Annotated in this window: 24 protein-coding genes; 10 read left to right on the plus strand and 14 right to left on the minus strand. The window is 70.5% G+C overall.

The window, feature by feature from the left end; translation table 11 throughout:
* Positions 1 to 28: 28 nt before the first annotated feature.
* Entirely contained in the window at positions 29 to 1,039 is a 1,011-nt protein-coding gene (locus AB0I66_RS09790; RefSeq protein WP_363207232.1) for an aldo/keto reductase, read from the minus strand.
* Between the two features lie 142 nt (positions 1,040 to 1,181).
* On the opposite strand from AB0I66_RS09790, the gene AB0I66_RS09795 reads away from it, so the two are divergent.
* A complete protein-coding gene (locus AB0I66_RS09795; RefSeq protein ID WP_363207233.1) occupies positions 1,182 to 2,081 on the plus strand; it encodes a LysR substrate-binding domain-containing protein in 900 nt (299 codons plus the stop codon).
* Between the two features lie 23 nt (positions 2,082 to 2,104).
* Here AB0I66_RS09795 and AB0I66_RS09800 read toward each other — a convergent pair whose 3' ends face one another.
* From AB0I66_RS09800 to AB0I66_RS09815, 4 genes are all read right to left on the minus strand, one after another.
* Positions 2,105 to 3,616, minus strand: a complete 1,512-nt coding sequence (locus tag AB0I66_RS09800) for an acyl-CoA synthetase (protein ID WP_363207234.1) — start codon at positions 3,614 to 3,616, stop codon at positions 2,105 to 2,107.
* Positions 3,617 to 3,703: 87 nt separating this feature from the next.
* Positions 3,704 to 4,450, minus strand: coding sequence for a succinate dehydrogenase/fumarate reductase iron-sulfur subunit (locus tag AB0I66_RS09805; protein ID WP_363207235.1), 747 nt, complete (start codon positions 4,448 to 4,450; stop codon positions 3,704 to 3,706).
* Complete coding sequence (locus AB0I66_RS09810; RefSeq protein ID WP_363207236.1) at positions 4,447 to 6,405, minus strand: fumarate reductase/succinate dehydrogenase flavoprotein subunit; 1,959 nt, start codon at positions 6,403 to 6,405, stop codon at positions 4,447 to 4,449. Before AB0I66_RS09810 ends, AB0I66_RS09805 begins: the two co-directional genes overlap by 4 nt.
* Before the next feature lie 3 nt (positions 6,406 to 6,408).
* Positions 6,409 to 7,080: a succinate dehydrogenase gene (locus AB0I66_RS09815; protein WP_363207861.1), complete on the minus strand. Its 672-nt coding sequence runs from the start codon at positions 7,078 to 7,080 to the stop codon at positions 6,409 to 6,411.
* 135 nt (positions 7,081 to 7,215) lie between these two features.
* Between AB0I66_RS09815 and AB0I66_RS09820 the strand changes: the two genes are divergently transcribed.
* Positions 7,216 to 8,094 carry a LysR substrate-binding domain-containing protein gene (locus AB0I66_RS09820; protein ID WP_363207237.1) on the plus strand — a complete coding sequence of 293 codons (879 nt, stop codon included), beginning with the start codon at positions 7,216 to 7,218 and terminating at the stop codon, positions 8,092 to 8,094.
* 174 nt (positions 8,095 to 8,268) lie between these two features.
* Here AB0I66_RS09820 and AB0I66_RS09825 read toward each other — a convergent pair whose 3' ends face one another.
* The 5 genes from AB0I66_RS09825 to AB0I66_RS09845 all read right to left on the minus strand — a co-directional run bounded on the left by AB0I66_RS09825 (position 8,269) and on the right by AB0I66_RS09845 (position 13,984).
* The gene (locus AB0I66_RS09825; RefSeq protein ID WP_363207238.1) at positions 8,269 to 9,057 is read right to left on the minus strand and encodes a VOC family protein; all 789 of its coding nucleotides are present in this window, start codon (positions 9,055 to 9,057) and stop codon (positions 8,269 to 8,271) included.
* Between the two features lie 27 nt (positions 9,058 to 9,084).
* Entirely contained in the window at positions 9,085 to 11,220 is a 2,136-nt protein-coding gene (locus AB0I66_RS09830; protein WP_363207239.1) for an EAL domain-containing protein, read from the minus strand.
* Positions 11,217 to 12,029 carry an SAM-dependent methyltransferase gene (locus tag AB0I66_RS09835; protein WP_363207240.1) on the minus strand — a complete coding sequence of 271 codons (813 nt, stop codon included), beginning with the start codon at positions 12,027 to 12,029 and terminating at the stop codon, positions 11,217 to 11,219. The genes AB0I66_RS09830 and AB0I66_RS09835 overlap by 4 nt, the downstream gene beginning before the upstream one ends.
* Before the next feature lie 306 nt (positions 12,030 to 12,335).
* Positions 12,336 to 13,304 (minus strand): SCO0930 family lipoprotein, encoded by a 969-nt coding sequence (locus AB0I66_RS09840; protein ID WP_363207241.1) that lies wholly within the window; start codon positions 13,302 to 13,304, stop codon positions 12,336 to 12,338.
* A gap of 365 nt (positions 13,305 to 13,669) precedes the next feature.
* Positions 13,670 to 13,984 (minus strand): hypothetical protein, encoded by a 315-nt coding sequence (locus AB0I66_RS09845; protein WP_363207242.1) that lies wholly within the window; start codon positions 13,982 to 13,984, stop codon positions 13,670 to 13,672.
* Positions 13,985 to 13,994: 10 nt separating this feature from the next.
* Here AB0I66_RS09845 and AB0I66_RS09850 point away from each other — a divergent pair, with 10 nt between their 5' ends.
* On the plus strand, positions 13,995 to 14,123 hold the full coding sequence (locus tag AB0I66_RS09850; protein ID WP_363207243.1) for a hypothetical protein: 129 nt from the start codon (positions 13,995 to 13,997) through the stop codon (positions 14,121 to 14,123).
* A gap of 15 nt (positions 14,124 to 14,138) precedes the next feature.
* The gene (locus AB0I66_RS09855) at positions 14,139 to 14,903 is read left to right on the plus strand and encodes a hypothetical protein (protein ID WP_363207244.1); all 765 of its coding nucleotides are present in this window, start codon (positions 14,139 to 14,141) and stop codon (positions 14,901 to 14,903) included.
* 55 nt (positions 14,904 to 14,958) lie between these two features.
* Here AB0I66_RS09855 and AB0I66_RS09860 read toward each other — a convergent pair whose 3' ends face one another.
* A complete protein-coding gene (locus AB0I66_RS09860; RefSeq protein WP_363207245.1) occupies positions 14,959 to 15,600 on the minus strand; it encodes an HAD family hydrolase in 642 nt (213 codons plus the stop codon).
* Between the two features lie 237 nt (positions 15,601 to 15,837).
* Between AB0I66_RS09860 and AB0I66_RS09865 the strand changes: the two genes are divergently transcribed.
* The 3 genes from AB0I66_RS09865 (at position 15,838) to AB0I66_RS09875 (ending at position 17,358) form a co-directional block, all read left to right on the plus strand.
* Positions 15,838 to 16,284, plus strand: coding sequence for a nucleotidyltransferase domain-containing protein (locus AB0I66_RS09865; RefSeq protein WP_363207246.1), 447 nt, complete (start codon positions 15,838 to 15,840; stop codon positions 16,282 to 16,284).
* A 41-nt stretch (positions 16,285 to 16,325) separates the two neighbouring features.
* Positions 16,326 to 16,544, plus strand: a complete 219-nt coding sequence (locus AB0I66_RS09870) for a hypothetical protein (protein WP_363207247.1) — start codon at positions 16,326 to 16,328, stop codon at positions 16,542 to 16,544.
* Positions 16,545 to 16,809: 265 nt separating this feature from the next.
* Entirely contained in the window at positions 16,810 to 17,358 is a 549-nt protein-coding gene (locus tag AB0I66_RS09875) for a hypothetical protein (RefSeq protein ID WP_363207248.1), read from the plus strand.
* 122 nt (positions 17,359 to 17,480) lie between these two features.
* Here AB0I66_RS09875 and AB0I66_RS09880 read toward each other — a convergent pair whose 3' ends face one another.
* Positions 17,481 to 17,993 carry a hypothetical protein gene (locus tag AB0I66_RS09880; RefSeq protein ID WP_363207249.1) on the minus strand — a complete coding sequence of 171 codons (513 nt, stop codon included), beginning with the start codon at positions 17,991 to 17,993 and terminating at the stop codon, positions 17,481 to 17,483.
* 351 nt (positions 17,994 to 18,344) lie between these two features.
* Here AB0I66_RS09880 and AB0I66_RS09885 point away from each other — a divergent pair, with 351 nt between their 5' ends.
* On the plus strand, positions 18,345 to 19,001 hold the full coding sequence (locus tag AB0I66_RS09885) for a class F sortase (RefSeq protein WP_363207250.1): 657 nt from the start codon (positions 18,345 to 18,347) through the stop codon (positions 18,999 to 19,001).
* 25 nt (positions 19,002 to 19,026) lie between these two features.
* Here the strand turns inward: AB0I66_RS09885 and AB0I66_RS09890 are convergent, their stop codons facing one another.
* Positions 19,027 to 19,857 (minus strand): polysaccharide deacetylase family protein, encoded by an 831-nt coding sequence (locus AB0I66_RS09890; RefSeq protein WP_363207251.1) that lies wholly within the window; start codon positions 19,855 to 19,857, stop codon positions 19,027 to 19,029.
* A gap of 110 nt (positions 19,858 to 19,967) precedes the next feature.
* Positions 19,968 to 23,270 (minus strand): bifunctional lysylphosphatidylglycerol synthetase/lysine--tRNA ligase LysX, encoded by a 3,303-nt coding sequence (gene lysX / locus AB0I66_RS09895; protein WP_363207252.1) that lies wholly within the window; start codon positions 23,268 to 23,270, stop codon positions 19,968 to 19,970.
* 130 nt (positions 23,271 to 23,400) lie between these two features.
* Here lysX and AB0I66_RS09900 point away from each other — a divergent pair, with 130 nt between their 5' ends.
* Positions 23,401 to 23,862: a universal stress protein gene (locus tag AB0I66_RS09900; protein ID WP_363207253.1), complete on the plus strand. Its 462-nt coding sequence runs from the start codon at positions 23,401 to 23,403 to the stop codon at positions 23,860 to 23,862.
* 123 nt (positions 23,863 to 23,985) lie between these two features.
* Positions 23,986 to 25,410, plus strand: a complete 1,425-nt coding sequence (locus tag AB0I66_RS09905) for an amino acid permease (RefSeq protein WP_363207254.1) — start codon at positions 23,986 to 23,988, stop codon at positions 25,408 to 25,410.
* Positions 25,411 to 25,445: the final 35 nt, after the last annotated feature.

Here is a 25,445-nt window from a genome sequence, read left to right on the forward strand (position 1 = left end):
TCCTCAGGTGGCGAGGGTCTGCTGCAGGTCAGGCGGTGGGCACCGGCGCGTCCTCGGCGATCAGCTTCTCCGCGCGCAGGTCGGTCCAGAACGCGGCGGGGATCTTCTCGCCCAGCGCGGCGACGTCCTCGGCGATGCGGCTTGGCCTGGTGGCGCCGGGGATCGCCGCCACCGTCGCCGGGTGGGCGAGGGAGAACTGCAGGGCGGCGGACTTGATGCCGACGCCGTGCCGCTCGACGAGTGCCTTGATGCGCTCGACCTTGGCGACGATCTCCGCGGGTGCCTGCTGGTACTCGAAGTGCTGTCCGCCCGCCAGGATGCCCGAGGAGTAGGGCCCGCCCACGACGACGTCGACGTCCTTGGCGGCAGCGGCCGGCAACAGCCGCTGGAGGGCGCGATCGTGGTCGAGGAGGGTGTAGCGGCCCGCGAGGAGGAAGGCGTCGGGCTTCGGCTCGTCCAGGTCCAGGGTGAGTTCGAGCGGCTCCACGCGGTTGACGCCGAGGCCCCAGGCCTTGATGACACCCTCGTCGCGCAGCCGGTCCAGGGTGCGGAAGGCGCCCGTACGGGCCTGCTCGTAGGCGGCCAGCCACGCGTCGCCGTAGAAGTCCTGCGCGACATCGTGCACCCACACGATGTCGAGCCGGTCCGTCCTCAGCCGCTTCAGGCTGTCCTCGACGGAGCGCAGGGTGGCGTCGGCCGTGTAGTCGTTGACCATCTTGTTCGGGCGGCCGTGCTCGAAGAGGCCGCCCTTCTCGCCGAGGTCGCGGGCGGCGGGGTCCTCGACCTCGTCCAGGATGACGCGGCCGACCTTCGTGCTCAGTACGTAGTCGTCGCGGGGATGGCCCGCGAGGACGTCGCCGAGCCGGATCTCGGAGAGGCCCGCGCCGTAGAAGGGGGCGGTGTCGAAGTAGCGGATGCCCTGGTCCCAGGCGGCCTCGACGGTGGCCGCGGCCTCCGCGTCGGGGATCGCGCGGAACATGTTGCCGAGCGGGGCGGTGCCGAAGCCGAGCGCTCCGGGAAGGAGGTGCTTGATGCTCATGGGGTGAGTCCTCGCGGTGGTGGATCTGCGACGGTTCCCGGGGGTTCGGGTGATCCGTCGGCCTTGCGCCTTCGAGGTTAGGATCGATGCTTGAGACTGTCCAAGACTCGCTTGGACACAGTTGAGTCCTCCGAGGTCTTACATGCTTGACCTGCGACAACTGCGCTATTTCGTGGCCGTGGCCGAGACGGAACACGTCGGCCGCGCGGCAGAGGCGCTGCACATCTCCCAGTCACCCCTCAGCCGCCAGATCGCCCAGCTGGAGAAGCAGCTCGGCCTCGTCCTGTTCGAACGCAGCCAGCAGCGCATCCGCCTCACCGCCGACGGCCGGGTCTTCCTGAGCGAGGCCCGCGCCCTGCTCCGGCACGCGGACCGCCTGGAGAACCTCGGCCGCAGGCTCGGCCGCGGCGAGGAGGGCGGCCTGTGCATCGGCTACGTGGGCGACGCCATGCACACCGGCGTCCTGCCGGGCGCGCTGCGCACCCTGCAGGAGGAGCGCCCCGGCATCCACGTCGCCCTCTACAGCCTCTCCGCGGCGGAACAGTTCGAGGGCCTGCGGCAACGGAGCCTGGACATCGCCCTCGTACAGGAGCCGCCGGAGAAGGACGACCCGGATCTCCTGGCCGCGCCCCTCCTCGAAGATCCGCTGCTGCTCGCGCTGCCCGCGGCCCATCCGCTCGCCACGCAGCCCGAGTTGACGCCGGACGACCTGGACGGGCAGGCGTGGATCGCGGTCGAGAACTCCCGGGACCCGGCCTGGCGTGACGCCTTCCTCGCCTCGTGCGTGGCCTCCGGCTTCACCCCGGACATCCGACTGGACGCCGCCGAGCCGCTCACCGCGCTCGGCCTGGTCGCCTCGGGCCTTGGTCTCGCGCTCATCCAGAAGAGCATGGTGCGCGGCACGACGGACGACGTCGCCGTACGCGAACTGCCCTGGCACAAGGCGTCCGTTCACCTGTGGGCGGCCTGGCACGCCGTCGATCTGCGGCCGGTGGTGGCGTCCTTCCGTGAGACGGTCCTGGCCGGACGCGCCCTTGGCTGACGCAGCGGCTGACCCCGCCCGGCCTACTCCCAATAGGACTTGCGCAGGGAGGACTTGGCCAGCTTTCCGGTGGGGGTGCGGGGCAGCGTGTCCGTGAAGTCCACGGAACGCGGCGCCTTGTAGTGGGCGAGACGCTCGCGCACGAACGCGATCAGTTCACGCTCCAGTCCGGGCCCGGCGCTCACTCCGTCGGCCGGGCACACCACCGCCTTGACGGCCTCCCCCATCTCCGCGTCCGGCACCCCGATCACCGCGACGTCCGCGACCGCCGGATGCAGCACGAGGCAGTCCTCGGCCTCCTGCGGATAGACGTTCACCCCACCCGAGATGATCATGAATGCCTTGCGGTCGGTGAGGAAGAGATAGCCGTCCTCGTCCACGTGCCCGATGTCTCCCGTGGTGGTCCAGTTCGGGTGCGTGGGGTGCTGGGCACCGCGCGTGCGGTCCTCGTCGCCGTGGTAGCGGAAGGGCAGTTCCTCGCGCTCGAAGTAGACGACGCCGGTCTCGCCGCTCGGCAGGAGCTCGCCCGCCTCGTCACAGATCCGCAGCTCGCCGAGGAATCCGTCCTTGCCCACCGAGCCGGGCTTGCGCAGCCATTCGTCGGGCGAGATGAACGTGATGCCGTTGCCCTCCGTCGACGAGTAGTACTCGTACAGGATGGGCCCCCACCACTCCAGCATCCGCTGCTTCACCTCGACGGCGCAGGGCGCGGCGGCATGGATGGCGACCTTCATCGACGACAGGTCGTACCGCTCGCGCACCTGTGCGGGCAGCTTCAGCATCCGTACGAACATGGTCGGCACCCACTGGCTGTGCGTGACCCGGTGCCGCTCGATCGCCGCGAGGGCGTCCTCGGCGTCGAAGGCGTCCATGAGGACGACCGTGCCGCCGAGCGACGTGACGACTCCGCAGAAGCGCAGCGGCGCCGCGTGGTAGATCGGGGCGGGCGAGAGGTAGACGGTGTCCTCGCCGAAGCCGTACATGGCCTGGAAGATCAGCACGTAGGTGCTCGGCTCGTCGCGCACGTCGCCCTCGGGCAGCGCGGGTTTGATGCCCTTGGGGCGGCCGGTCGTACCGGAGGAGTAGAGCATGTCGGTGCCGCGCGGCTGGTGGGCGGGCGGCTCGGCGGACGCGGCCTCCAGGGCCTTCTCGTACGTCCCGTCGTCGAGGCCGAGCAGGATCGGCGGACCGCCCGCCAACTCCTCTACGGCGGCGCCCAGTTCGGCGAGCGAGCCGGAGATGATCAGCGCCTTCGCCCCGCAGTCGCGCACGATGTACGCGGCTTCGTCCGTGCTGAGGTGATGGTTGACGGCGGTGAGATAGAGGCCCGAGCGCAGCGCCGCCCAGTAGACCTCCAGTGCGCGCGGGTCGTTGTCGCACAGGAGGGCGAAGTGATCGCCCCGACGCAGTCCTGCGGCCCGCAGATGATCCGCGAGCCGCAGGGAGCGTTCTTCGAGTTGTCCGTAGGTGAGGGTCCGTGTGCCGTCGGCGGTGACGACGGCCGGCCTGGCGGGGTCGTACGCTCCGGGATGCATGCGGCGAAGCTACGCGCCCCTCAGGGGCGCGGGGAACTGCGCGACCAGCCACAAACGACCCGCAGATCCCCACAGCCCCTCACATCTCTATCGGCTCACCTTCCTGGTGGCCCGCAACCACTCCTTGTTCATCGCGGAGATGGAGGGCAACGGGATGCCCTTCGGGCAGGCGGTGGCGCACTCGCCGGTCAGCGTGCAGCCGCCGAAGCCTTCCTCGTCCATCTGCGCGACCATGTCCAGGACACGCGTCTCGCGCTCCGGGGCACCCTGCGGCAGGACGCCCAGGTGATTGACCTTGGCCGAAGTGAACAGCATCGCCGAGCCGTTGGGGCAAGCGGCGACGCACGCGCCGCAGCCGATGCACTCCGCGTGCTCGAACGCGAAGTCCGCGTCGGGCTTCGGCACGGGCGCAGCGTGGGCCTCGGGGGCGGCACCGGTCGGGGCGCTGATGTACCCGCCGGACTGGATGATCCGGTCGAAGGACGAGCGGTCCACGACCAGGTCCTTGACGACCGGGAAGGCGGCGGCCCGCCACGGCTCGACGTCGATCGTGTCGCCGTCCTTGAAGGACCGCATGTGCAGCTGACAGGTGGTGGTGCGCTCGGGCCCGTGCGCGTCGCCGTTGATGACGAGCGAGCACGCGCCGCAGATGCCCTCGCGGCAGTCGTGGTCGAAGGCGACGGGGTCGTCGCCCTTGACGATGAGCTCTTCGTTGAGGGTGTCCAGCATCTCCAGGAAGGACATGTCGGACGAGATGCCGTCCACCTCGTAGGTGGACATGGCGCCGTCGGCGTCGGCGTTCTGCTGGCGCCAGACGCGCAGGGTGAGCTTCATGCGTAGCTCCGCTGAGTGGGGTGGACGTACTCGAAGACGAGGTCTTCCTTGTGAAGGACGGGGGCGGCACCGGTGGCGGTGAACTCCCAGGCGGCGGCGTACGAGAACTCCTCGTCCACGCGGGCCGCCTCGCCGTCCGGCGTCTGCGACTCCTCGCGGAAGTGGCCGCCGCAGGACTCGGCGCGGTGCAGGGCGTCGAGGCACATCAGCTCGGCGAGCTCCAGGTAGTCGACGATGCGGTTCGCCTTCTCCAGGGACTGGTTGAACTCCTCGCCGGTGCCGGGCACCTTGAGGCGGCGCCAGAACTCCTCGCGGATCTGCGGGATGCGCTCCAGGGCCTTGCGCAGCCCCGTCTCCGTACGGGCCATGCCGCAGAACTCCCACATGAGCTCGCCGAGTTCGCGGTGGAAGGAGTCGGGGGTGCGGTCTCCGTCGACGGCGAGGAGCCGCGTGATCCGGTCGGCGGTCTCGTCCAACACCTCGCGTACGACGGGGTGTTCGTCGGAGACCTCGTCGTGGTGGGGGTTGCGCGCGAGGTAGTCGTTGATCGTGGACGGCAGCACGAAGTAACCGTCGGCGAGGCCCTGCATCAGGGCGGACGCGCCGAGCCGGTTGGCGCCGTGGTCGGAGAAGTTGGCCTCACCGACGGCGAACAGACCCGGGACGGTGGTCTGCAGGTCGTAGTCGACCCAGAGCCCTCCCATCGTGTAGTGCACGGCGGGGTAGATCCGCATGGGCGTCTTGTACGGGTCCTCGTCGGTGATCCGCGCGTACATGTCGAAGAGGTTGCCGTACTTGGCCTCGACCGCCTTCTTGCCCATGCGCTTGATGGCGTCGGCGAAGTCGAGGTAGACGCCCTGGCCGCCGGGGCCCACTCCCCTGCCCTCGTCGCACACGTTCTTCGCCGCGCGTGAGGCGATGTCGCGGGGCACGAGGTTGCCGAAGGAGGGGTAGATGCGCTCCAGGTAGTAGTCGCGCTCCTCCTCGGGGATCTTGTTCGCCGGTCGGTCGTCGCCCTGGGCCTTGGGGACCCAGATGCGTCCGTCGTTGCGCAGCGACTCGCTCATCAGCGTCAGCTTCGACTGGTGGTCGCCGGTGCGCGGGATGCAGGTGGGGTGGATCTGCGTGAAGCAGGGGTTGGCGAAGTAGGCGCCGCGCCGGTGGGCCCGCCAGACGGCCGTGGCGTTGGAGTTCATGGCGTTCGTCGACAGGTAGAAGACGTTGCCGTAGCCGCCGGAGGCCAGGACCACGGCGTCGGCGAAGTACGTCTCGATCTTGCCGGTGATCAGGTCGCGGGCGACGATGCCGCGGGCGCGCCCGTCGACGACGATCACGTCGAGCATCTCGGTGCGCGCGTGCATCTCCACGTTGCCCGCGGCGATCTGCCTGCTGAGCGCCTGATACGCGCCGAGCAGAAGCTGCTGCCCTGTCTGGCCGCGTGCGTAGAACGTCCGGGAGACCTGTACGCCGCCGAAGGAGCGGGTGTCGAGGAGGCCGCCGTACTCGCGCGCGAACGGGACGCCCTGGGCGACGCACTGGTCGATGATCTCCACCGAGATCTGCGCGAGGCGGTGGACGTTGGACTCGCGGGCGCGGAAGTCGCCGCCCTTGACGGTGTCGTAGAAGAGCCGGTGGATCGAGTCGCCGTCGTTGCGGTAGTTCTTCGCGGCGTTGATGCCGCCCTGCGCGGCGATCGAGTGGGCGCGGCGCGGCGAGTCCTGATAGCAGAACTGGACGACGTGGTAGCCCTGTTCGGCGAGTGTGGCGCCCGCGGAGCCGCCCGCGAGGCCGGTGCCGACGACGATCACGGTGTGCTTGCGGCGGTTGGCGGGGTTGACCAGCTTGGCCTCGAAGCGGCGGGTGTCCCAGCGCTCGGCGACGGGACCGGCCGGTGCCTTGGTGTCGACGACCGGCTCTCCGGTCTCATACTCGGCGTACTCACGGGAGGAATTCATCGGCTAGCTCACCACTCCGGTCATGACGGCCACGGGGACGACGACGAAGCCCGCCGTCAGGACCAGCGCGAGGCCATTGGCGACGATCTTGAGGGCGCGGTCGCGGGTCGCCTTGCCCGCGCCGAGGGTCTGCGCGGCGCTCCACAGCCCGTGGCGCACGTGGAAGCCGAGGGCGGTGACGGCCACGATGTAGATGACGTTGCCGTACCACGTGGAGAACGTGTCGATGATGTTCTGGTACGGGTGCAGGTGCTCGTAGCCGCCCGGGTGCACGGTGCCGGTCGTCAGGTCCAGGATGTGCCAGACGATGAACAGGGCGAGGATGATCCCGCCCCAGCGCATCGTGCGGGTGGCGAAGCTCTTGCCCGCCTTCTTGTTGACGTACTTGGCGGGGCGCGCCTTGATGTCGCGGCGGCTCAGCTGGTACGCGGAGACGGCGTGCGCGACCACGGCGACGACGAGCACGACGCGGATCAGCCAGAGCGTCCACTCGTAGTGCATGAAGGGCTCGCCGACCGTGCGCAGCCAGTGGGCGTAGTGGTTGAGCTCCGCGGGCCCGAAGAAGATCTTCAGGTTTCCGATCATGTGGGCGATCAGGTAGAGCAGCATGATCAGGCCGCTCACGGCCATCACTGTCTTCTTGCCGACGGACGAGTCCCAGATCGTGCGCGTCATCGACGACCGTTTTCGGTCCGTCCGCGTTGCCAGAGCCATGGGACCGACGCTAAGGCCGAAGGTCCCGATCGGTCCAAGAGATGGATCAGCTCATCTCGATAGCGAGTGGCTATCATCGGCCGTACGCTGCCGTATATGCAGTTCCAACAGCTCCTCTACTTTGTCGCGGTGGCCGAGACCCGGCACTTCACGCGGGCCGCCGAGCAGGTCCATGTCTCCCAGCCCTCGCTCTCCCAGCAGGTCCGCGCCCTGGAGAAGGAGCTGGGCGCCGAACTGTTCAGCAGGGCCCGCGGCAACATCGCGCTGACCGACGCGGGCGAGGCGCTGCTTCCGCTGGCCCGCCGCATCCTCGCGGACGCCGACACCGCCCGCATCGAGGTCCAGGAGCTGGCCCAGCTGCGCCGCGGCCGCATCCGCCTGGGAGCGACCCCCAGCGTCTGCACCGGCCTGCTGCCGGAAGTCCTGCGCGCCTTCCACGACCGCCACCCCGGCATCCAGCTCCTGCTCGAGGAGAGCGGCTCCCACGACCTGGTGCGCGAACTGGCCCGTGGCGCCCTGGACCTGGCCGTCGTCGTGCTCCCCCTCCCCACTCCTTCTCCGGCCCTGACCACGGTGGAGCTGCTCCGCGAGGACCTGGTCGTGGTGTCGTCCCCGGACGCACGGAAGTTCGGCGGCAAGTCGGTACGGGTGGCCGATCTGCAACGGGAGCGCCTGGTGATGTTCCGGCACGGCTACGACCTGCGGGAACTGACGGTCGCCGCCTGCCGGGCCGAGGGGTTCGAGCCGGAGTTCGCGGTCGAGGGCGGCGAGATGGACGCGGTGCTCGGCTTCGTGCGGGCCGGGCTCGGGGTCGCGGTCGTACCCCGCATGGTCGCCGAACGCGCGGGACGTGGCCTGCGGATGACACCCCTCGCCCGCCCCGCCCTGCACCGCACGATCGCCCTGGCCCACCGCAGCGATGTGGCTCCGCCACGGGCTGCGCGCGAGCTGCAGCGGATGCTGCTGGAGCGGTGAGTTTCCGCTTCGCGGTGAGGCCGGTACGTGGACTGCGGGTGGGACGTGGCTGATCGCGCAGTTCCCCGCGCCCCTGAGGGGCGCCCCCCGTGCCGTCACGGGGTTCCCAGCGCCGCCTGAGGGGCGCGGGGAACTGCGCGGCAAGCCCCCACCGGCCCGCAGGTTCCAGCGAAGCTAGCGCGCGTCGGGCAAGCCGCCCGTCTCGGGGTTCCTGATCGTCAGGCAGTACGTGCCGCCCGCCGGGTCCCGCATGACGATCCAGTGCGGCCCGCGCCACACGGTCTCGGCGCCAAGCGCCTCGTGCCGGACGCGGTCCGCGTCGAGGTCGGAGCAGGAGAAGTCCAGGTGCGCCCCGGCCGGTCCGTCCGTGTCCAGGCGCTGCAACAGGATGCGGATCGGCAGCCGCGGGTCCGGCTCGACGAGGTGGAACTCCGGGCGCGAACCCGGGCGGTCGGACCACCCGGTGAAGGCGGGCCAGAACGCCTTCTCCGCCTCGAACACCGCCGGCGGCACGTCCAGGCACACCTGGTCGAGGCGGCTCGTGGTCCCGTCCGGTGCGAGGAGCGGCCCGGGGCGCACCTTCTCGCCCTCCCAGCGCACCACGCAGAACAGCTGGCCGCCGGGCGAGCGCAGGACCTCCAGGCCCTCCTCCGCGAAGACCGGGACGGCACCCAGCGCGCGGGCCTCGCGCGCCTTGGCCGGTACGTCCTCCACGGCGAAGTCGAGGTGCGCGCCGCCGGGACCTTCGACCGCCTGCGCCTTCAGGAACGCGTCGGCCTCCTCCGGCAGCGGTCCCTCCGGAAGCAGCGCGTCCGGCAGCAGCGTCACAAACTGATCGTCGTCGCCCCGGAACGCGGAGAGCCGCGTTCCGGTGACCGCCGCCCAGAACGCATGGGCTTTCGCGAACCGCTCCTTGGGACGGTCCACGAAGGCGTACACCCACTGGATGGTTCCGGGCGCCATGTCCGTACTCCTCAAAGCGTCAGATCGTCAGCTCACCGCGTCGGCAAGCGCCAGCTCGTGCAGCTGGTCCGGCGGGCCGGGCCTGGCGTAGTACCAGCCCTGTGCCGTGTCGCAGCCCAACTCTCGCAGCTGATCCGCCTGGGCGCCCGTCTCCACTCCCTCGACCGTGACCGCGAGGTCCAGGCTGTGGGCGAGCGCCACGATCCCCTCGACGATCTTCAGGTCGACGGGGTCGGCCGGGAAGTGCTGCATGCCCTGGGTGAAGGAGCGGTCGAGCTTGAGGACGCTCACCGGCAGGCGGCGCAGATTGGCGAGGTTCGAATAACCCGTGCCGAAGTCGTCGAGGGCTATGTCCACGCCCATCTCGGCGAGCCGCCGCAGCGGCTTGAGCAGGTCGTCGTCGGCGCCGATCAGCGCGGACTCGGTCACCTCCAGGCACAGCGCGCCCGGTTCGAGGCCGGCGCGCTCCAGGATCTCCACGGTGTCCGAGACCAGGCCGGGGTGGTTCAGCTGCATGGGCGAGAGGTTCACGTTCACGCGCAGCGGCCCGGCGTCCTTGTGCCGCGCCTCCCAGGTGCGGGCCTGGCGGACCGATTCCTCGAGGACCCAGCGGCCGAGCGGCACGATCAGACCGGTGTGCTCGGCGAGCGGGATGAAGCGGTCGGGGCCGATGATGCCGTGCTGCGGATGCAGCCACCGCACCAGCGCCTCCGCCCCGCGCACGCTGCCGTCGCCCAGGTGCACCAGGGGCTGGTACTCGATGAAGAACTCGCCGCGCTCCAGGGCGGCGGGCAGCGCGGTGGTCAGGCCGTGCCGAGTGATGGCGCGGGCGTCGGCCTCGGGGTCGGCGAGCTCGAAGCGGTTGCCGCCTGCGGACTTCGCGCGGTACATCGTGATGTCGGCGCTGCGCAGCACCTCCGCCGCGCCCCGCTCACCGGCCGGGCCCTCGACGATGCCGATGCTGCCGCGCACGGTCAGCTCGCGGCCCTCGACGCGGATCGGCGTGGAGAGCGCGTGCATGATGCGCCCGGCGAGGTCGTCCACCTCGGCCTGGGTGTCGCGGCCCGTGGTCAGCGCCACGAACTCGTCGCCGCCGAGCCGCGCGACCATCTCGCCGGGGGCCGTGGCGCACGACTGGAGCCGGTCGGCGACCTCGACGAGGAGCCGGTCGCCCGCCGCGTGCCCGAGGCTGTCGTTGACGGTCTTGAAGCCGTCGAGGTCGAGATAGCAGAGCCCGAAGCGAGCGCCGTCGCCCGCGGCGAGAGCCTTCTCCAGGCGCTCGAAGAACAGGGTGCGGTTGGGCAGACCGGTGAGCGCGTCGTGCGTCGCCTCGTAGCGGAGGCGCAGATTGAGCAGCCGGCGTTCGGTGGTGTCCTCCATCAACGCCAGCTGGTACTGCGGCACTCCGTCGGCGTCACGCAGCAGCGAGACGGTCAGATTGGTCCACAGGGCGGTGCCGTCGGGCCGGTAGAAGGCCTTCTCCACGCGGTAGTGCTCGCGCTCCCCGCGCACCAGCTCCTCGTAGAGCTTCCATACGTGGGGCGAGTCCTCCGGGTGGGTCCACTCCGAGACCTTTCGTCCGCGCAGCTGGCTCTCAAGGCCGCCGAACATGCGGATCAGCGCGTCGTTCGCCTCCAGGACCGTGCCCGTGAGGTCGGCGATGCCGATGCCGATCGCCGCGCCGTGGAAAACGGCACGGAAGCGGGCCTCGCTGGCGTGCAGGGCCTCGGCGACCGCGCTGCGGGCGTCCAGGGCGGCCCGGGATATCGCTTCCTGCTCGGCGAGGGTCCGCTCGCGCAGGGCCGCCGCGAAACCCGCGGCCACGGCGTGCTGCAGGCGCGCGGACCGGGCCCGCAGCTCCTCCTGGGGTCCGTCCTCGCCGCAGTACAGGACGAGGTAGGCGTCCACGCAGTCGAGCGTGCGGCTCAGCGCCTCGGGATCGGTGCAGTGCGTGCCGACGAGCGCCGCGCCGATCGCCTGGCCCTCGGCCGCGTCGAAGATCCGCTCGTGCAGGGCGGCACGCAACCGCCTTGCCAGCGGCACCAGTTGCAGCTCGAACTCGGGACGGGTCAGCGACGTCGCCGTCACGGGGAAGATGGCGCGGCTCCAGATGGTGGCGAACCTGCGCACTCTGTCCTCGGGGCCGTCCGGGTCCCCGCTCATGCCCTGCGCCCCACGCCGGCGAACCCGGAGAAGGCATAGGGATCCTCCTCCTCGGGCGCGGTGTCGGGCCGCCAGCGCGGCATCGGCACGAGGCCGGGTTCCACCATGTCGTATCCCTCGAAGAACCGCGCGATCTCCTCGCGCGAGCGCATGATCAGTGGATTGCGGATGTCCTTGTAGACGCCTACGGCCTGACCGGCCTGCTCGGCGGGGATCGGCATCCCTTCGTACGAGGCGTGCGTGAGGGCGATCACGCTGCCGGGCGCAGTTGCGTCCCGCAGTTCGGCGACCGCTGTGTAGGGATCGTACGCGTCCTCCACGAAATGCAGGACGGCGACGAGAAGAAGGGCGACGGGCCGGTCCAGGTCGAGCAGCCCCTTGACCTCCGAACTGCCCAGAATGTCCAGGGGTTTGCGCAGATCCGCGGCGACGACGGCCGTCTGCCCGTCACCTTCGAGGACGGCACGGCTGTGCGCCACGGCGACCGCGTCGTGGTCGACGTACACCACGCGGGATTCGGGGTCGGCCTGCCGCGCGACCTCGTGCACATTGCCGAAGGTGGGGATGCCCGAACCGATGTCGAGGAACTGGGTGATGCCCTGGTCCACGGCGAAACGCACCGCTCGGCGCATGAAGGCACGATTCGCCTGCATGATCTTGGGCAGCCCCGGCATGAACTCCATGGCCCGGCGGGCTGCGTCCCGGTCGACCTCGAAGTTGTGCGAACCGCCCAGGTAATAGTCGTAGATGCGGGACACGCTGGGCATCGTGATGTCGATGCCCTGCGGGGCCCAGGCGGGACGCTCCATCAAGACTCCAAGACGTAGGCGAGACGAGCCGGTGTTCGAAGGTGAGGCTACTGATCGTCCGCCAAAGGAGCGAGTCAAAACGGAAATTGGGCGTCCGTTCTCGGTCACTGCCCGTGGCAAGTGCCGAATTTCAACCCAAAGAACCGGTCCGTTCCTTCCCCGGGAGGGGGAAAGGAACGGACCGGTAGACCGTACGCGAGGTACTTCTGACTGTCCCCCCTTCTTGGCCGACTTCTTCTTCGGACTTGCCCTTCGACGCCGACTGCTTCTGTACCTCTATTTCCTGTACGTCTATTTCCTGTACGCCTACTTCGGGGCGCCGACAGGCTTTCCGTCAGGACCGGCGGCGTACCAAGTGCCGCCCACGCCCTGGCCATTGGTGTCGCCGGGCTTCTTGTCACCGGCGAAGGTGTACATCGGCCAGCAGTCGATCGTCTGCTGGCGCACTCCGTCGGGGCGGTCGAAGACGACGAAGCCCTTCTTCAGGATCCCCTTGGTGTCGTTCTTGGCCACGGGCGGCACCACCGGCCACTTCTCCAGGCAGGCGCCGGTGCACGCGGACTTCATCGGCCAGGCGGAGTCCTTGGTGAAGCGGTAGACGGTCATGCCGTTCTTGTCGACGACGATCTCCCCGAGCTTGGGGTCCTTGCGGGTGGAGAGCCCCGCCGGGTCGACGGGAGCCGTCTCGGCGGGAGGTTCGGCCTCGTCGGCCGCGGGCGCGGCCTTCTTGCCGTCGGGGGCGGCCGCGTACCAAGTGCCGCCCACGCCCTGGCCCTTGGCGTCACCGGCCTTGGTGTCCTTGGCGTACCGGTACATCGGCCAGCCGTCGATGGTCAGCTGCTTGCTGCCGTCGGTGCGGGTCACCTCGCCGAGCAGGGACTTGTCGACTCCGGCCGGGGCTTCCGCGCCCTCGGGGGAGGCCACGGGCCAGGTCGACGCGCAGGCGCCGTCACAGTTCGACTTGGGGGGCTGGGCCGTGTCCTTGTCGAAGCGGTAGAGCGTGCGGCCCTCGCTGTCGGTGACGACCTTGCCGAGCTTCTTGCTGTCCCAGACAGCGAGCTGACCGGCGGCTTTCGCCTTCCCCGCGCCTTCCTTCGCGTCGCCCGTGTCGGCGCCGTATCCGTCCCCGGCCCCGTACCCGTCCTTGGCCGGGGCCTGGTTGCCGACGTTCTGCCCGTTCGGCGACTGGTCCCCCTTCTCCTGACCACACGCCGTCGTCAGCGCCAGCATGGCCGCAGCTGTCGCCACGAGTGAGGCGCTTCGCCAGGTCTTCATCGGTAACTCCCGCTGTCTGCTTGGGTGTCGCGCCGCTGAGTGCGTCACGCATGGCCCTAGGTACGGGTGGGGACGGCTGATGCGTTCAACCTGCGTTCAAGATTCTTTTCCGCGTCAAGCCCGCGACCGCCTGTTCGTCAACCCCGCACCCGGCGTCTCCTCCCTTCGGGTCACAGGAGGGCGGCATCGGCGTGGCAGGGCGACGCGCTGCCCATGATCCCTGACGTGCATGGATCCACTAGGGCCTCGTCCGGCCTGGTCACACGCTTACTGGTGCTGCTGGTGCTGGCCTGGCTGCTCGGTGCGCCGGCGGCTGCCGCGACCCCTGCCACCGCACCCGCCACCGCGCCCGCCGACAACTGCGCCTACGCCTCGATCGGTGACGGGCCCGGCGGTGACGCCGTGGCGGTCTCGGGGGACGGAGTGGTCTGCAGGGCGGGCCCCACGCGCCACCCGAAGCCGCCGCCTCCGCCACCGCCACCGCCGCCACCGCCACCGCCGCCGCCCGCTCCGGCCCCGCCGCCGCGCCCGGAGCCGCCCGCGCCGGAGCCACCGCCTCCGCCGCCACCGCCGCCGCCACCGCCCGCGCGGCCGACGCCTCCTGAGCCCGCGCCGCCGCCCCCACCGCCACCCCCGCGGCCGGCTCCGAAGCCGGCCCCGTCAGCCCCGGCCAAGGTCACGCCGAAGCCGGTGAGTTACCCCTCGTACCGCGTCGCGTCCCGCACGCCACCGCCCCGCGGCGGCCCGTCCCTGGTCTCGCTCACCCTGCTCCTCACCGCGCCCGCGGTGCTCGCCGTCGCCGCGCTGCGGCCGCGCTGACCCGTCGGAGGTCCCATGTCGGAATGGCTTGTTCTCACCCTCGCGATGGCGGCCGCGTGCGGCGTCGTCCTGGTCGTCACGTTCCTGCGGCACCGCAGGACGAGCCCGGATTACGACGCCTCGGAGACCCCGGACGTCATCGAGTACATGACGATGATGATCGGCGTCGTGTATGCCATCGTCCTGGGCCTGGCCATCGCCGGTGTCTGGGAGGCCCGCAGCGTCGCCGAGGACCATGTGCACACCGAGGCGCAGGCGTTGCACGAGGTGTCGGAGCGTGCGCGGGTCTATCCGGCCGACGTCCGTGAGCGCATCCGCACGGATGTACACGCTTATGTCAGCCATGTCGTGACCACCGAGTGGGACGCGATGACCGACCGCGGCGAACTCACCGATCGCGGCACCCGACTCCTGGACCGGGTGCGCCACGACGTCACGGACTACCAGCCCAAGTCCGACTTCGAGGCGCAGGCCTACCAGCCGCTGGTCGACCAGGTCGCGATCGCCGACGACGCGCGCAACTCCCGCGGCGACAGTGCCGGAGCCACCATGCCCGGCGTGGTCTGGTTCGGTCTCATCACGGGCGGTCTCGTCACCGTCGGCATGATCTTCGCCCTGCAGATCCGCCGCACCCCGCGAGAACTCATCCTCGCGGGGCTGTTCTCGGCCTTGATCGCCTTCCTGCTCTTCCTCATCTGGGACTTCGACGCCCCCTACAGCCGCGGCGTCGCGGCCACCCCGGATCCGTTCCGCGCCCTCTTCGACAACCTCGGGGGATGAGGGATGCGCTGCCCCGCCCTCAACCCTCGGGCGGGGCAGCCGTTCTGACGTCCACTCACTCCGCGACGACCGAAGCGACCTGGGTGAGCGAGTCGATCCGCCAGTCGGCGGCTTCGACCACGGCCTGGTCGTCGGCCCACCAGTGCCCCCAGGGGCCGCGCCGGATGTGCGCGACCCGCAGCCCGGCGGCCTTCGCGGGGAAGACGTCGTTCGCGGGGTGGTCTCCGACGTACAGCGTGTTCTCCGGGGCGGCCTGAGCCGCCTCGATCACCTTGGCGAAGAAGGCGGGGTCAGGCTTCGCCACGCCCCACTCCCCCGAGGTCGCGACGAGATCGACGGGCAGGTCGAGGCCCCGCAGCAACTCGGCCACGCGTTCGGTGCGGTTGCCCGCGACGACGACCCGCAGCCCCTGGTCGCGCAACCCGCCCAGAGCGGGACGTACATCGGGGTAGAGGTCGGTCTCGGCCAGGTGCTCACCGCGCCCCGCTGCCTCGCGGGCCTGATGGGCGGCGGCGACATCTATGTCCGGGCTGAGCAGCCGCAGTGCCTCGGTGTGGTCGCGGCCCCGCGTGACGACACCTCCCACGAGCGCGGAGACGGTGTGACGGGGCACGCCGAGCCAATCGGCCCAGGACGCCCAGTAGCGGTCATCTTTGGTGAGGGTCTCCCCCACGTCGAACACGACGGTCTCAATCATCGGGGCCAGCCTATGGCGCCATCACGTCCGACCGGCCGTCTGACCCGCACCCCGAAAGTGGGTGGCGCACCCTGTTTCCATGGAGCCCATCGAACCCACGTGGATCGCCCGGCAGTTGGTCCAGGCACGCCACCCCGACGCGGTGGCGGCCATTCTCGGCGGTGGTGGTTCGTGCGGAGGGAGATCCCACGGGGATGGTCGTCGCTGCTCTCGATGTGCGCCGACGGAGTGGTGATCGTGGACCGCAACGGGACCGGCGCCCGACTCCAGGGCGAGGCACGGGGGTTGCTGGCGGCCGGGCCGCCGGAAGCGACAAAGGAGGAGCTGGAGGACCGGCGCTACGCGCTCACCGATCTCCTCGACGACCTCGCCGGCTGCGCGCACCCGGGCGAACGTCTGTTCATCGTCACCGAGATCGCCCGCCGGGTCAGCGGGTTCGTCCTTTCGTACGCGGGGTCGTGGCGGGGCGGCGGGAAGTGGCTGGCGCGGCGTGTGGACGAGGTGCGGCCGGGCTTCTCCGCCGAGCTCGCGGGCTTGGTCAGGCAGGCCATGGAGGGCGAGACCTCGGGTCTTGTCGCGCTGGTGGACGAGGTGCTCGCGCCGTGCGGCGGGCGCCTCTGGGAGGGATACCGGCGCAGCGGCTACCCCGGCCTCCCGGGACCGGCTTCGCACACGGGTCCGTAAACCATGCTGCGCGGAGGCCCCTTACAGCGCACTCTGGTGGCATGACCTGGCAGACACCCATCATCGTCCACCCGCCCGCTTCCGACGGCGGACGGCGGGTCACCGTGCGCGGGCAGGCCGTCGGTGTCGCGCGCGACGATCACGACCTGGTGGAGTTTCTGCGCCGCGCGGGCCTCGGCGACGCGGACATGGCCCTGGACGACCCGCACCTCGTGGAGTGGCGGGGCGGCGCGGCGCATCTGTGGGGGCCTGCTTCCTGACGCGCCCGCGTACAGCCTCGCGTACGTGCTCGCGTACGGACGCGTACGTGCTCGCGTCGCCCCTACACGCCCCGTCCCCCGAACCCTGCCGTCCCACCCGCGACACCCCGCCCGTTCCCCTGTCCGGCCCACACCGTTGCCCCGTTCGCGCGACGTGGATCGCGGCCGCTCGGGTCCCTGCTTAGCGTGTGCGGCATCGAGGTGCATATCAGGTGAAAGCGGAAGAAGGTCCGCGGCTGCTCCTCGGGGACCCGGAGGAATCATCATGCGCGCGATACGCGTCGCCTCGGCCGCTCTGCTCGCCGCCACGACCCTGACCCTCGGCGCCACCACCGCCACGGCGGCCGTCGCCGACGAGGGTGACAACCCCAACAACATCACTTCGTTCGGCTTCCGCGTCACCCCTTCCACGATCGCCGCCGGCGGTCAGGTCCAGCTCAGCGTGGACGGCTGCGAGGGCGACACGAAGGTCACCTCCGGCGTCTTCGACGACGCGCACATCCCCAAGGGGCAGAATTCCGTCGCCGCGATGGTCTTCCCCGACGCCAAGCCCGGCGCGATGTACGAGGTGACCTTCGACTGCAAGGGCGAGACCGGCACCACGGACCTCACCATCGCCACCGGCCGCCCCACCCATCACCCCACCTCGCACCCCACGGGACCGGTCCACCACGGGGTCAAGGCCGGCGTGGGCGGCAGCTTCGGCGGGTTCGACCTGCACGAGATCGCCCTCGGCGGCGCCCTGATCGTGGGCACGCTCGGCACCGCGTACCACTGGACGCGCCGCCGCACCGGGGACGGCAACAAGTCCTGACCCGCCCGCCGCCCGACCGGCGCGGAAGGGGGGACGCGCCGGTCAGGGAGGCGGAACAGTTCACGCCCGGCGTACGAGCGCCCGACGTGCGAGGAGCGGGCGCACCGGAACCGGGCCCGCGGTCAGATGCCGCGCCCCGCGTTCTCCGAGCGGCGGCGCATCCAGAACACTCCGCCGCCGACCAGGGCGACCGTCACGAGCGCCCCGCCGATCGCCATGTCGGTGCCGGTCGCCCCGGAGCTGCTGCTGCCGCCGAGACCACCGCGGACACCGCCGTGGATGACGGTGAACGCGTCGGGCTTGGTGAGCGTCTTCTTGGCGCCACCGCTGCCGCAGTGCACGGTGATGCTGTGGGCGCCGGGGCTCGCGTGGTGGTAGACCCGGGGGTTCGCGCTGGCGGTGCCGCCGTTCATGCCGTGCAGCGGCGTGTCGGGAAAGGCGTTCGACGTGACCTTGCTGCCCGGGGCCGAGCACGCCGTGCCGTCGACCGTGACCGTCAGCTGTCCCCCGCGGGGGATCACGCTCGGCATGGCGACGATGTTGGACGGGTCGGCCCAGGCCGATGCCGTCGGGGCGGCGAGGCCGACGACGGCACCCGCGGTGACGGCGACCGCGAGGGCACGAGTGGTGCGCATACGAGAAGTACGCATGTGAATCCTCCGCGGAAAGCGCCCCGGGGTAACCGTTCCCCGGTCGATCGGCGAGAGCGCCTCCCAGACAGACCCTCAGTTGCCCTGCTCAGACCCGCATTTCGGCGATCGGCCGTACTGGTGAGGCGACACGCCGAAGGGCGCACGCACAAGCCGATATTGCCGCAGGTCACGGACCGTCAGAAATTTCCTGCCGCCCGCGACTCGGATGGCGCATGCCCGGTATGGGCGCCACCCGTTCGCTCCCGCTCTGTCGCCCGGCACGCGCGCCGCGCTTAGCGTTCTTGTACGCGCAACGGACGCGGTTCGAATGCCGCGTTGAGAGGGGATCAGAGAATGCCTTCGTCCCAGCCGGCCGATGAAGAGGAATCACAGCGGAAGCGCGCGCCGTGGGGCGTGATGGCGCTCGTTCTGCTGACCGGCCTCGCGCTGATCCGGAATGGCTCAGGGGAATTCGACGTGGGCCCGCCGCAGCCCGCTTCGGCCGCCGCGGCGGACCAGGCGCCCGACGGTGCGGGGAAGGCGGTCGCACCGCTGACGTTCTCCCCCGCCGAGCGCGTGGGGATCAAGGGCATCCAGGTGGAGGCGCCGGTCATGCCGGTCGGGCTCGACGAGGACGGCTGGGTGGACGCGCCTCCGGCCGAGGACCCGAACCTCGCGGGATGGTTCACCGGAGCCGTGTCACCGGGCGAGAAGGGCACGTCCGTGATCGTCGGCCATGTCGACAATCAGCAGGGCCCCGCGGTCTTCTACGGCCTGGGCTCGCTGAAAAAGGGAAATCGCGTAGAAGTCCTGCGCAGGGACCGCAAGACCGCGGTTTTCGAGATCTACGGAATCGAAGTCTTCGAGAAGAACAATTTCCCGGGAAGCCGCGTCTACAGCGACAAGGGAGCTCCGGAACTCCGCGTCATCACCTGCGGCGGCGGATTCTCCAAGCGGTCCGGTTACGACGGGAATGTAGTCGCTTTCGCCCGCCTGGTGGATGTGCGCTGACGGCACCGGGCGGGCGAAATTCCTTTTACATCTCGTGGCGGCTCGGCACCGTGATCCGGTAACCCGAGTCGATCAGCTCCGGCAGATACGTCCGCAGCGCCGCGACGCTCTGGGAACGGTCGCCGCCCGCGTCGTGCGAGAGGACCACCACTCCGGGCCCCGCACCGGCCCGTACGCGCCGGATGATGGTGCCGGTGCCCGGCTCGGTCCAGTCCAGGGTGTCCACGGTCCAGGCGAGCGGCTCCATGCCGAGGTCGGCGCCCAGTTGGAAGGCGTTGCGGTTCCAGGCGCCGTAGGGGGCGCGGAACCAGGCGGGGGGTTCGCCGACCGCTTCCTCCACGACGTCGCAGGTGCGCTCGATCTCCTCGCGCATCGCGCTCCGGCTCATCTTCGGAAGGAGCGGGTGCGTCCAGGTGTGGTTGCCGATCAGATGCCCGTCGTCGGCCATCTGGCGCAGCAGGTCCTTGTTGTCGACGGCCATCTCACCGCAGACGAAGAACGTCGCGCGGACGTCGTACTGGCGCAGGGTGCGCAGGATGCCCGGCGTGTAGCGCGGGTCGGGGCCGTCGTCGAACGTCAGGAACATGCTGCGGCCCTGTCCGTCCATGCGCAGGATCGGCGCCCTGCGGACGCGGGGCAGGGCGCGCGCGGCGCGCGGCGGGCCGTTGCCCGCCATGGGCTGGAGGCGGTACGCGGAGGGCTTGAGGGCGCGCGCGGCGGGCGGGCCGCCGGCCGCCGGACCGCCGGAAGCCGTGGGCCCTGGCGGGGCCTTGGGCTCCGAACCCGCGCATCCGGCGGTCGCGACCAGACCGAAGACAGCGGCGCCGCGCAGAAGTGCGCGACGCCCTGGAGTCATTTGATCCTTTTTCATTACTAATCCGTCGCATGGCGGAAGGCGCACGCCGGACAGCAACACCATGGCGGGCCGCGAAAGCACCCGATGGGACCAGCGGAGACAACGGGGGATCAGCGGCGCCGCACGAGCGGGAAGGGCAGCGTCTCCCGGATCGTCAGGCCGGTGAGGAACATGACAAGCCGGTCGACGCCGATGCCGAGCCCGCCGGTGGGCGGCATCGCGTACTCCAGGGCGTCCAGGAAGTCCTCGTCCAGCTCCATGGCCTCCGGGTCTCCCCCGGCGGCCAGCAGCGACTGCGCGGTGAGGCGGCGGCGCTGTTCGACGGGGTCGGTCAACTCCGAGTAGGCGGTGCCCAGTTCGGTGCCGAAGGCGACCAGGTCCCAGCGCTCGGCGAGGCGCGGGTCGGTGCGGTGCTGGCGGGTCAGCGGGGAGACGTCGGTCGGGAAGTCCTTGTAGAAGGTGGGCAGCGTCGTCTTCTCCTCGACGAGGCGCTCGTACATCTCCAGGACGACGTCACCGCGGCCGTCGTCGGGCTTGTACGGGACGTCCGCGCGGTCGCAGAGCCGGTGCAGCCGCGGCAGCGGGGTGTCCGCGTCGATCTCGTCGCCGAGCGCCTCGGAGATCGCGCCGTAGACCGTCCTGACCGGCCAGAGCCCTGAGATGTCGTGTTCGGTGAGCCGCCCGTCCGCGTCGGCCTTGCGGGCGACGGGTGCGCCGAAGGCGGCGGTGGCGGCGCCCTGGATGAGCTCGCGGGTGAGGTCGAGCATCACGTCGTAGTCGGCGTACGCCTGGTAGGCCTCCAGCATCGTGAACTCGGGGTTGTGCTTGTAGGAGACGCCTTCGTTGCGGAAGGTGCGGCCCATCTCGAAGACCTTCTCCATGCCGCCGACGCAGAGCCGCTTGAGATAGAGCTCGGGTGCGATGCGCAGATAGAGGTCGAGGTCGTAGGCGTTGATGTGGGTGGTGAAGGGGCGGGCGTTGGCGCCGCCGTGGATCTGCTGGAGCATCGGCGTCTCGACCTCCAGATAGCCGCGGTCCAACAGCCCCTGCCGCAGGGCCTGTACGGCGGTGGAGCGGGCCCGGACGACGTCGCGGGCGCCGGGGCTCGCCACCAGGTCGAGGTAGCGGCGGCGGACCTTGGCCTCGGGGTCGGCGAGGCCGCGGCGCTTGTCGGGCAGCGGGCGCAGGCACTTGCCGGTGAGCTGCCAGCCGGTGACGAAGACGGTGAGCTCGCCCTTGTCACTGGCGCCGACCGTGCCGGTGGCGGTGATGTGGTCGCCGATGTCGGTGCCGGAAGTAAAGCCGGCCAGGACGTCCTGGCCGGACCGGTCGCGGGTCAGGGCGAGTTGCCGGTCGCCCGACCAGTCGCGCAGGACGGCGAAGACGACCCCGCCGAAGTCGCGTACGAGCATGAGGCGCCCCGCGACCGTGACGTCCTGCCCGGCCAGGGCGGGCGTCACCTCGGCGAGGGTGTGGGTGCGCGGCGGAAGGCCCACGGGGTAGGCGTCGATGCCGTCGGCGCGCAGCCGGTCGAGCTTGCGGTGGCGGATGCGGACCTGGTCGGGGAGCGCGGCCAGGGGATCGGCGTCCGCACCGTCGCCGTGGCCCGCGAGGCCGAGGGCGGAGATCGGCGGGAGGTGCTCCGTGCTCGCGGGCTTGGTGACGCCCTTGTGCCCCCGGCCCTTGCCCCAGAGCTTGCGCAGCGAGGGCACGGACACGAACCCCTCGGCGATGCCCGAGGCGAGGCTGATCCGTGCGAGCGCTCCGGCGTCGCCGTAACAGATGAAGCGGGGGTACCACTCGGGGTGGTACTTGGCGTTGGAGCGGTAGAGCGCTTCGAGCTGCCACCACTTGGAGAAGAAGAGGAGCAGCCCCCGCCACAGCCGCAGGACGGGCCCGGCGCCGATGCGGGCCCCCTCCTCGAAGACCGAGCGGAACACGGCGAAGTTCAGGGAGACCCGGCGCACCCCGGACCTGCCCGCGTCCGCGCAGAGTTCGGCGACCATGAACTCCATGACGCCGTTGGGCGCGGTCGCCCGGTCGCGGCGCATCAGATCCAGGGAGATGCCGTCCTTGCCCCAGGGGACGAGGGAGAGCAGGGCGATGAGCCGGCCGTCGGCGTCCAGCGCCTCGACGAGCAGACAGTCGCCGTCCTCGGGGTCGCCGAGGCGGTCGAGCGCCATCGAGAAGCCACGCTCGGTCTCGGTGTCCCGCCAGGCGTCCGCCTTGTCGACGATCTCCTCCATCTCCTGGTCGGTGAGGGCGGAGTGGCGGCGGATGCGGGTGGTGGCGCCGGTGCGGCGTACCCGGTTCACGGCCTGGCGGGTGACCCGCATGTCCCGGCCGTCCAGGTCGAAGTCCGCGACGTGCAGAATCGCCTCGTCGCCGAGCTGGAGCGCGCCGAGCCCGGAGCGGGCGTAGGCGGTGGCGCCCTCCTCGGAGGCTCCCATCACGGCGGGCGCCCAGGCGTACCGCCGGGCCACCTCCAGCCAGGCGCCGATCGCGTGCGGCCAGGCCTCGCGGTCGCCCACGGGGTCGCCGCTGGCCAGGCAGACGCCCGCCTCCACGCGGTAGGTGACGGCTGCCTTGCCGCTGGGCGAGAAGACCACGGCCTTGTCGCGCCGGGTGGCGAAGTAGCCGAGCGAGTCCTGGGCGCCGTACGTGCCGAGGAGCGCGCGGATGCGGGGTTCCTCGTCGCCGTGCAGGGCGGCTTCCATGCGCTGGGAGCGGAAGAGCGTCGCGGCGGCGTTGAGCAGGGCGAGGGCGCCGAAGAGGCCGAGCCAGAAGTGCAGGGCGCGCGGTGGCCTGCCGTCGAAGTAGTCGTGGCCGGTGAAGAGCCCGCCGCAGACACGGTTCGCCGCCCAGGGCAGGGCCTGGCCGCGCGGCAGCGTGCCCGGGAAGAGCGCGACGAGCCCCCAGCCGACCAGGATCGCCACGGCGAGGCCCGCGACGAGCACCAGGAGGGCGCGCCGGACCGCCCCGCGGCGGGAATCGGCGGAGAACTCCTTGCGGGCCAGTACGAGCACGACGAAGGCGAGGGAGCAGACCACGAAGGAGGGCAGCGAATCCGCCCAGAAGCCGAGGGCCATGCCGAGCACGTCGAAGGCGAGGAGGAGCCCCAGGTAGACGACGATCAGCCACCACGCGACCTTCTTGCGGGCCGCTGTCGCCGCCGCGAGGAGGAAGAGGAAGACGGCGTACGCCAGGTTGGGGCTCACCGGGACCGTGAGGAGGTCGAGGAAGCGGACCACCGGGCGCAGCAGGTGGCGCAGCGGGGCGATGACCGCGAGGACCGCGCAGAAGAGGCCCAGGGTGCCGAAGAAGGCGGCGAAGCCTTCCGGCACGTGCCCGAGGAACCGGTCCTTCGTGCCCTGCGGCGGCGCGGTGCGGGGACTCTCCACGCTGGTGCTCATGGACCGACCCTAGGAAGGGTCGGCCGATGCCGCCCGTCGAGCCCCTGCGCGCCGCGGCGGCCGGGGAAGCCCTTGCCCCCGGCCGTGGGCGCCCTCAACAGGAACGGCGCTCTCCGTTAACCTCTCGGCTGTGACTGAAGACCACTCCCACCAGTTCGAACGCGGAACCGACGGCCCGAAGGTGATCGTCGTCGGGGTCGACGGATCGGACTCCTCGCTCCGGGCCGCCGCCTACGCCGGAGGCCTCGCGCGACGCCAGCGCGCCCTGCTCGCCGTCGTCTACATCCAGCCGGTGATGGCCGCTGGCGCCGCCCTCGGCGCCCCGGTGGCCGACACGACGGACGAGATCGCCGAGGGGCTGATCGCCGAGATCCGGGAGTCGGCCGAGCGGGTGAAGGACATATTCGACGTGCGCTGGGAGTTCCACACCTTCCGCGGCGATCCCTACAGCGGTCTGGTCACCGCGGCGGACGACCTCAAGGCCGACGCCGTGATCGTCGGCGCCTCCGAGCAGGCGGGCCACCGGATCGTCGGCTCGGTCGCGGTACGCCTCGTCAAGGCGGGCCGCTGGCCCGTCACCGTGGTGCCGTAACCCCCGGCCCCCAGACTGCTGAACCCCCACACGTATGAGGGGTGTGGCGTCTTCCGTCACGCACGCGCCTGCGCCATCATGATCCGCCATCAGCCGACTGCCGTCCGCGAAAAGGTGGAGCTCATGGCGGGACTCCGGATGGGGCACGGCGTACTGCGCCGCAAGCCCATCGAACACATCGACGAGACCGAAGAGGGAGCGGGTGGCGGGCTCTCCCGCTCGCTCGGCCTCTGGCAACTCACCGCGATCGGCGTCGGCGGCATCATCGGCGCCGGCATCTTCACCCTTGCCGGGACGGTGGCCAACGGCACGGCCGGGCCCGCCGTCCTCATCTCCTTCCTCATCGCCGGCATCGCCAGCGCGGCGGCGGCCTTCTCGTACGCCGAGTTCGCGGGCCTGATCCCGAAGGCGGGATCGGCGTACACCTACGGCTATGTGGTGCTCGGGGAGATCACCGGCTGGTTCATCGGCTGGGACCTGCTCCTGGAGTACACGGCGATCGTGGCGGTGGTCGCGATCGGCATCTCGGGTTACTTCAACTTCCTGATCGAGGACATGGGCGCCTCGTTGCCCCACTGGATGCTGGGCGCGCCCGGCACGGGTGACGGCCACAAGGTGGACCTGTTCGCCGCGGTGCTGTGCCTGCTCATCGCCTATCTGCTGACGCTCGGCATCAAGAACGCGGCGCGCTTCGAGATGGTCGTGGTCGTCCTCAAGGTCCTCGTCGTCCTCGTGGTGATCGCGGTCGGGTTCTTCCACATCGACACGGGCAACTACGACCCGTTCTTCCCCTTCGGCGTCAGCGGCGCGTTCACGGGAGCGGCCACGGTCTTCTTCGCCGTGTTCGGGTACGACGCCATGAGTACCGCCGCCGAGGAGTCCAAGGACGCCCAGCGCCACATGCCGAAGGCGATCCTCTACTCCCTGGCGATCTCGATGGTCCTGTACGTCCTGGCCTGTCTCGTCCTCACGGGCATGCAGAGCTACGAGGACATCGACCCGGAGAGCGGGTTCTCCACCGCCTTCAAGTCCGTGGGCCTGGGCGGTCTCGCCGACGTCATCGCGGTCGGCGCGATCATCGGCATCCTCACCGTGATGTTCACCTTCATGCTCGGCGTCACCCGCGTCTGGTTCAGCATGTCCCGCGACGGTCTGCTGCCGAAGTGGTTCGCCAAGACGCACAAGACCCGCCATGTGCCGACGCGCGTGACGTGGATCGTCGGGTTCGCCTCGGCCGCCATCGCCGGGTTCCTGCCGATCGGCGAGGCGGCCGAACTGACCAACATCGGGATCCTGTTGGCCTTCGTCGTGGTGTGCGTCGCGGTGATCGTGCTGCGCTACAAGCAGCCCGATCTGCCGCGCACCTTCCGCTGCCCCGGCATGCCGGTGGTGCCCGCGATCGGGGTCGTCTTCTCCATCTGGCTGATCACGTTCCTCCAGTGGCAGACGTGGGTGCGGTTCGCGGTGTGGTTCGCGATCGGCCTCATCGTGTACTTCGCCTACTCGTACCGGAAGTCGGAACTCGCCAAGACCGACCGCGTCCCCTAGGCTTGTGTAACATCCTCACCCGAGGGTCAGTCATT

It is taken from the genome of Streptomyces sp. NPDC050439 (genome assembly GCF_040655335.1).
Lineage (GTDB): Bacteria > Actinomycetota > Actinomycetes > Streptomycetales > Streptomycetaceae > Streptomyces.

Coding starts and splice junctions, on each gene's coding strand:
- AB0I66_RS09800 (WP_363207234.1), bottom strand. CDS start 3,616: ATGCATCCCGGAGCGTACGACCCCGCCAGGCCGGCCGTCGTCACCGCC.
- AB0I66_RS09905 (WP_363207254.1), top strand. CDS start 23,986: ATGGCGGGACTCCGGATGGGGCACGGCGTACTGCGCCGCAAGCCCATC.
- AB0I66_RS09870 (WP_363207247.1), top strand. CDS start 16,326: ATGACCTGGCAGACACCCATCATCGTCCACCCGCCCGCTTCCGACGGC.
- AB0I66_RS09790 (WP_363207232.1), bottom strand. CDS start 1,039: ATGAGCATCAAGCACCTCCTTCCCGGAGCGCTCGGCTTCGGCACCGCC.
- AB0I66_RS09885 (WP_363207250.1), top strand. CDS start 18,345: ATGCCTTCGTCCCAGCCGGCCGATGAAGAGGAATCACAGCGGAAGCGC.
- AB0I66_RS09825 (WP_363207238.1), bottom strand. CDS start 9,057: ATGGCGCCCGGAACCATCCAGTGGGTGTACGCCTTCGTGGACCGTCCC.
- AB0I66_RS09805 (WP_363207235.1), bottom strand. CDS start 4,450: ATGAAGCTCACCCTGCGCGTCTGGCGCCAGCAGAACGCCGACGCCGAC.
- AB0I66_RS09875 (WP_363207248.1), top strand. CDS start 16,810: ATGCGCGCGATACGCGTCGCCTCGGCCGCTCTGCTCGCCGCCACGACC.
- AB0I66_RS09840 (WP_363207241.1), bottom strand. CDS start 13,304: ATGAAGACCTGGCGAAGCGCCTCACTCGTGGCGACAGCTGCGGCCATG.
- AB0I66_RS09835 (WP_363207240.1), bottom strand. CDS start 12,029: ATGGAGCGTCCCGCCTGGGCCCCGCAGGGCATCGACATCACGATGCCC.
- lysX (WP_363207252.1), bottom strand. CDS start 23,270: ATGAGCACCAGCGTGGAGAGTCCCCGCACCGCGCCGCCGCAGGGCACG.
- AB0I66_RS09820 (WP_363207237.1), top strand. CDS start 7,216: ATGCAGTTCCAACAGCTCCTCTACTTTGTCGCGGTGGCCGAGACCCGG.
- AB0I66_RS09815 (WP_363207861.1), bottom strand. CDS start 7,080: ATGACGCGCACGATCTGGGACTCGTCCGTCGGCAAGAAGACAGTGATG.
- AB0I66_RS09830 (WP_363207239.1), bottom strand. CDS start 11,220: ATGAGCGGGGACCCGGACGGCCCCGAGGACAGAGTGCGCAGGTTCGCC.
- AB0I66_RS09810 (WP_363207236.1), bottom strand. CDS start 6,405: ATGAATTCCTCCCGTGAGTACGCCGAGTATGAGACCGGAGAGCCGGTC.
- AB0I66_RS09795 (WP_363207233.1), top strand. CDS start 1,182: ATGCTTGACCTGCGACAACTGCGCTATTTCGTGGCCGTGGCCGAGACG.
- AB0I66_RS09880 (WP_363207249.1), bottom strand. CDS start 17,993: ATGCGCACCACTCGTGCCCTCGCGGTCGCCGTCACCGCGGGTGCCGTC.
- AB0I66_RS09890 (WP_363207251.1), bottom strand. CDS start 19,857: ATGACTCCAGGGCGTCGCGCACTTCTGCGCGGCGCCGCTGTCTTCGGT.
- AB0I66_RS09855 (WP_363207244.1), top strand. CDS start 14,139: ATGTCGGAATGGCTTGTTCTCACCCTCGCGATGGCGGCCGCGTGCGGC.
- AB0I66_RS09860 (WP_363207245.1), bottom strand. CDS start 15,600: ATGATTGAGACCGTCGTGTTCGACGTGGGGGAGACCCTCACCAAAGAT.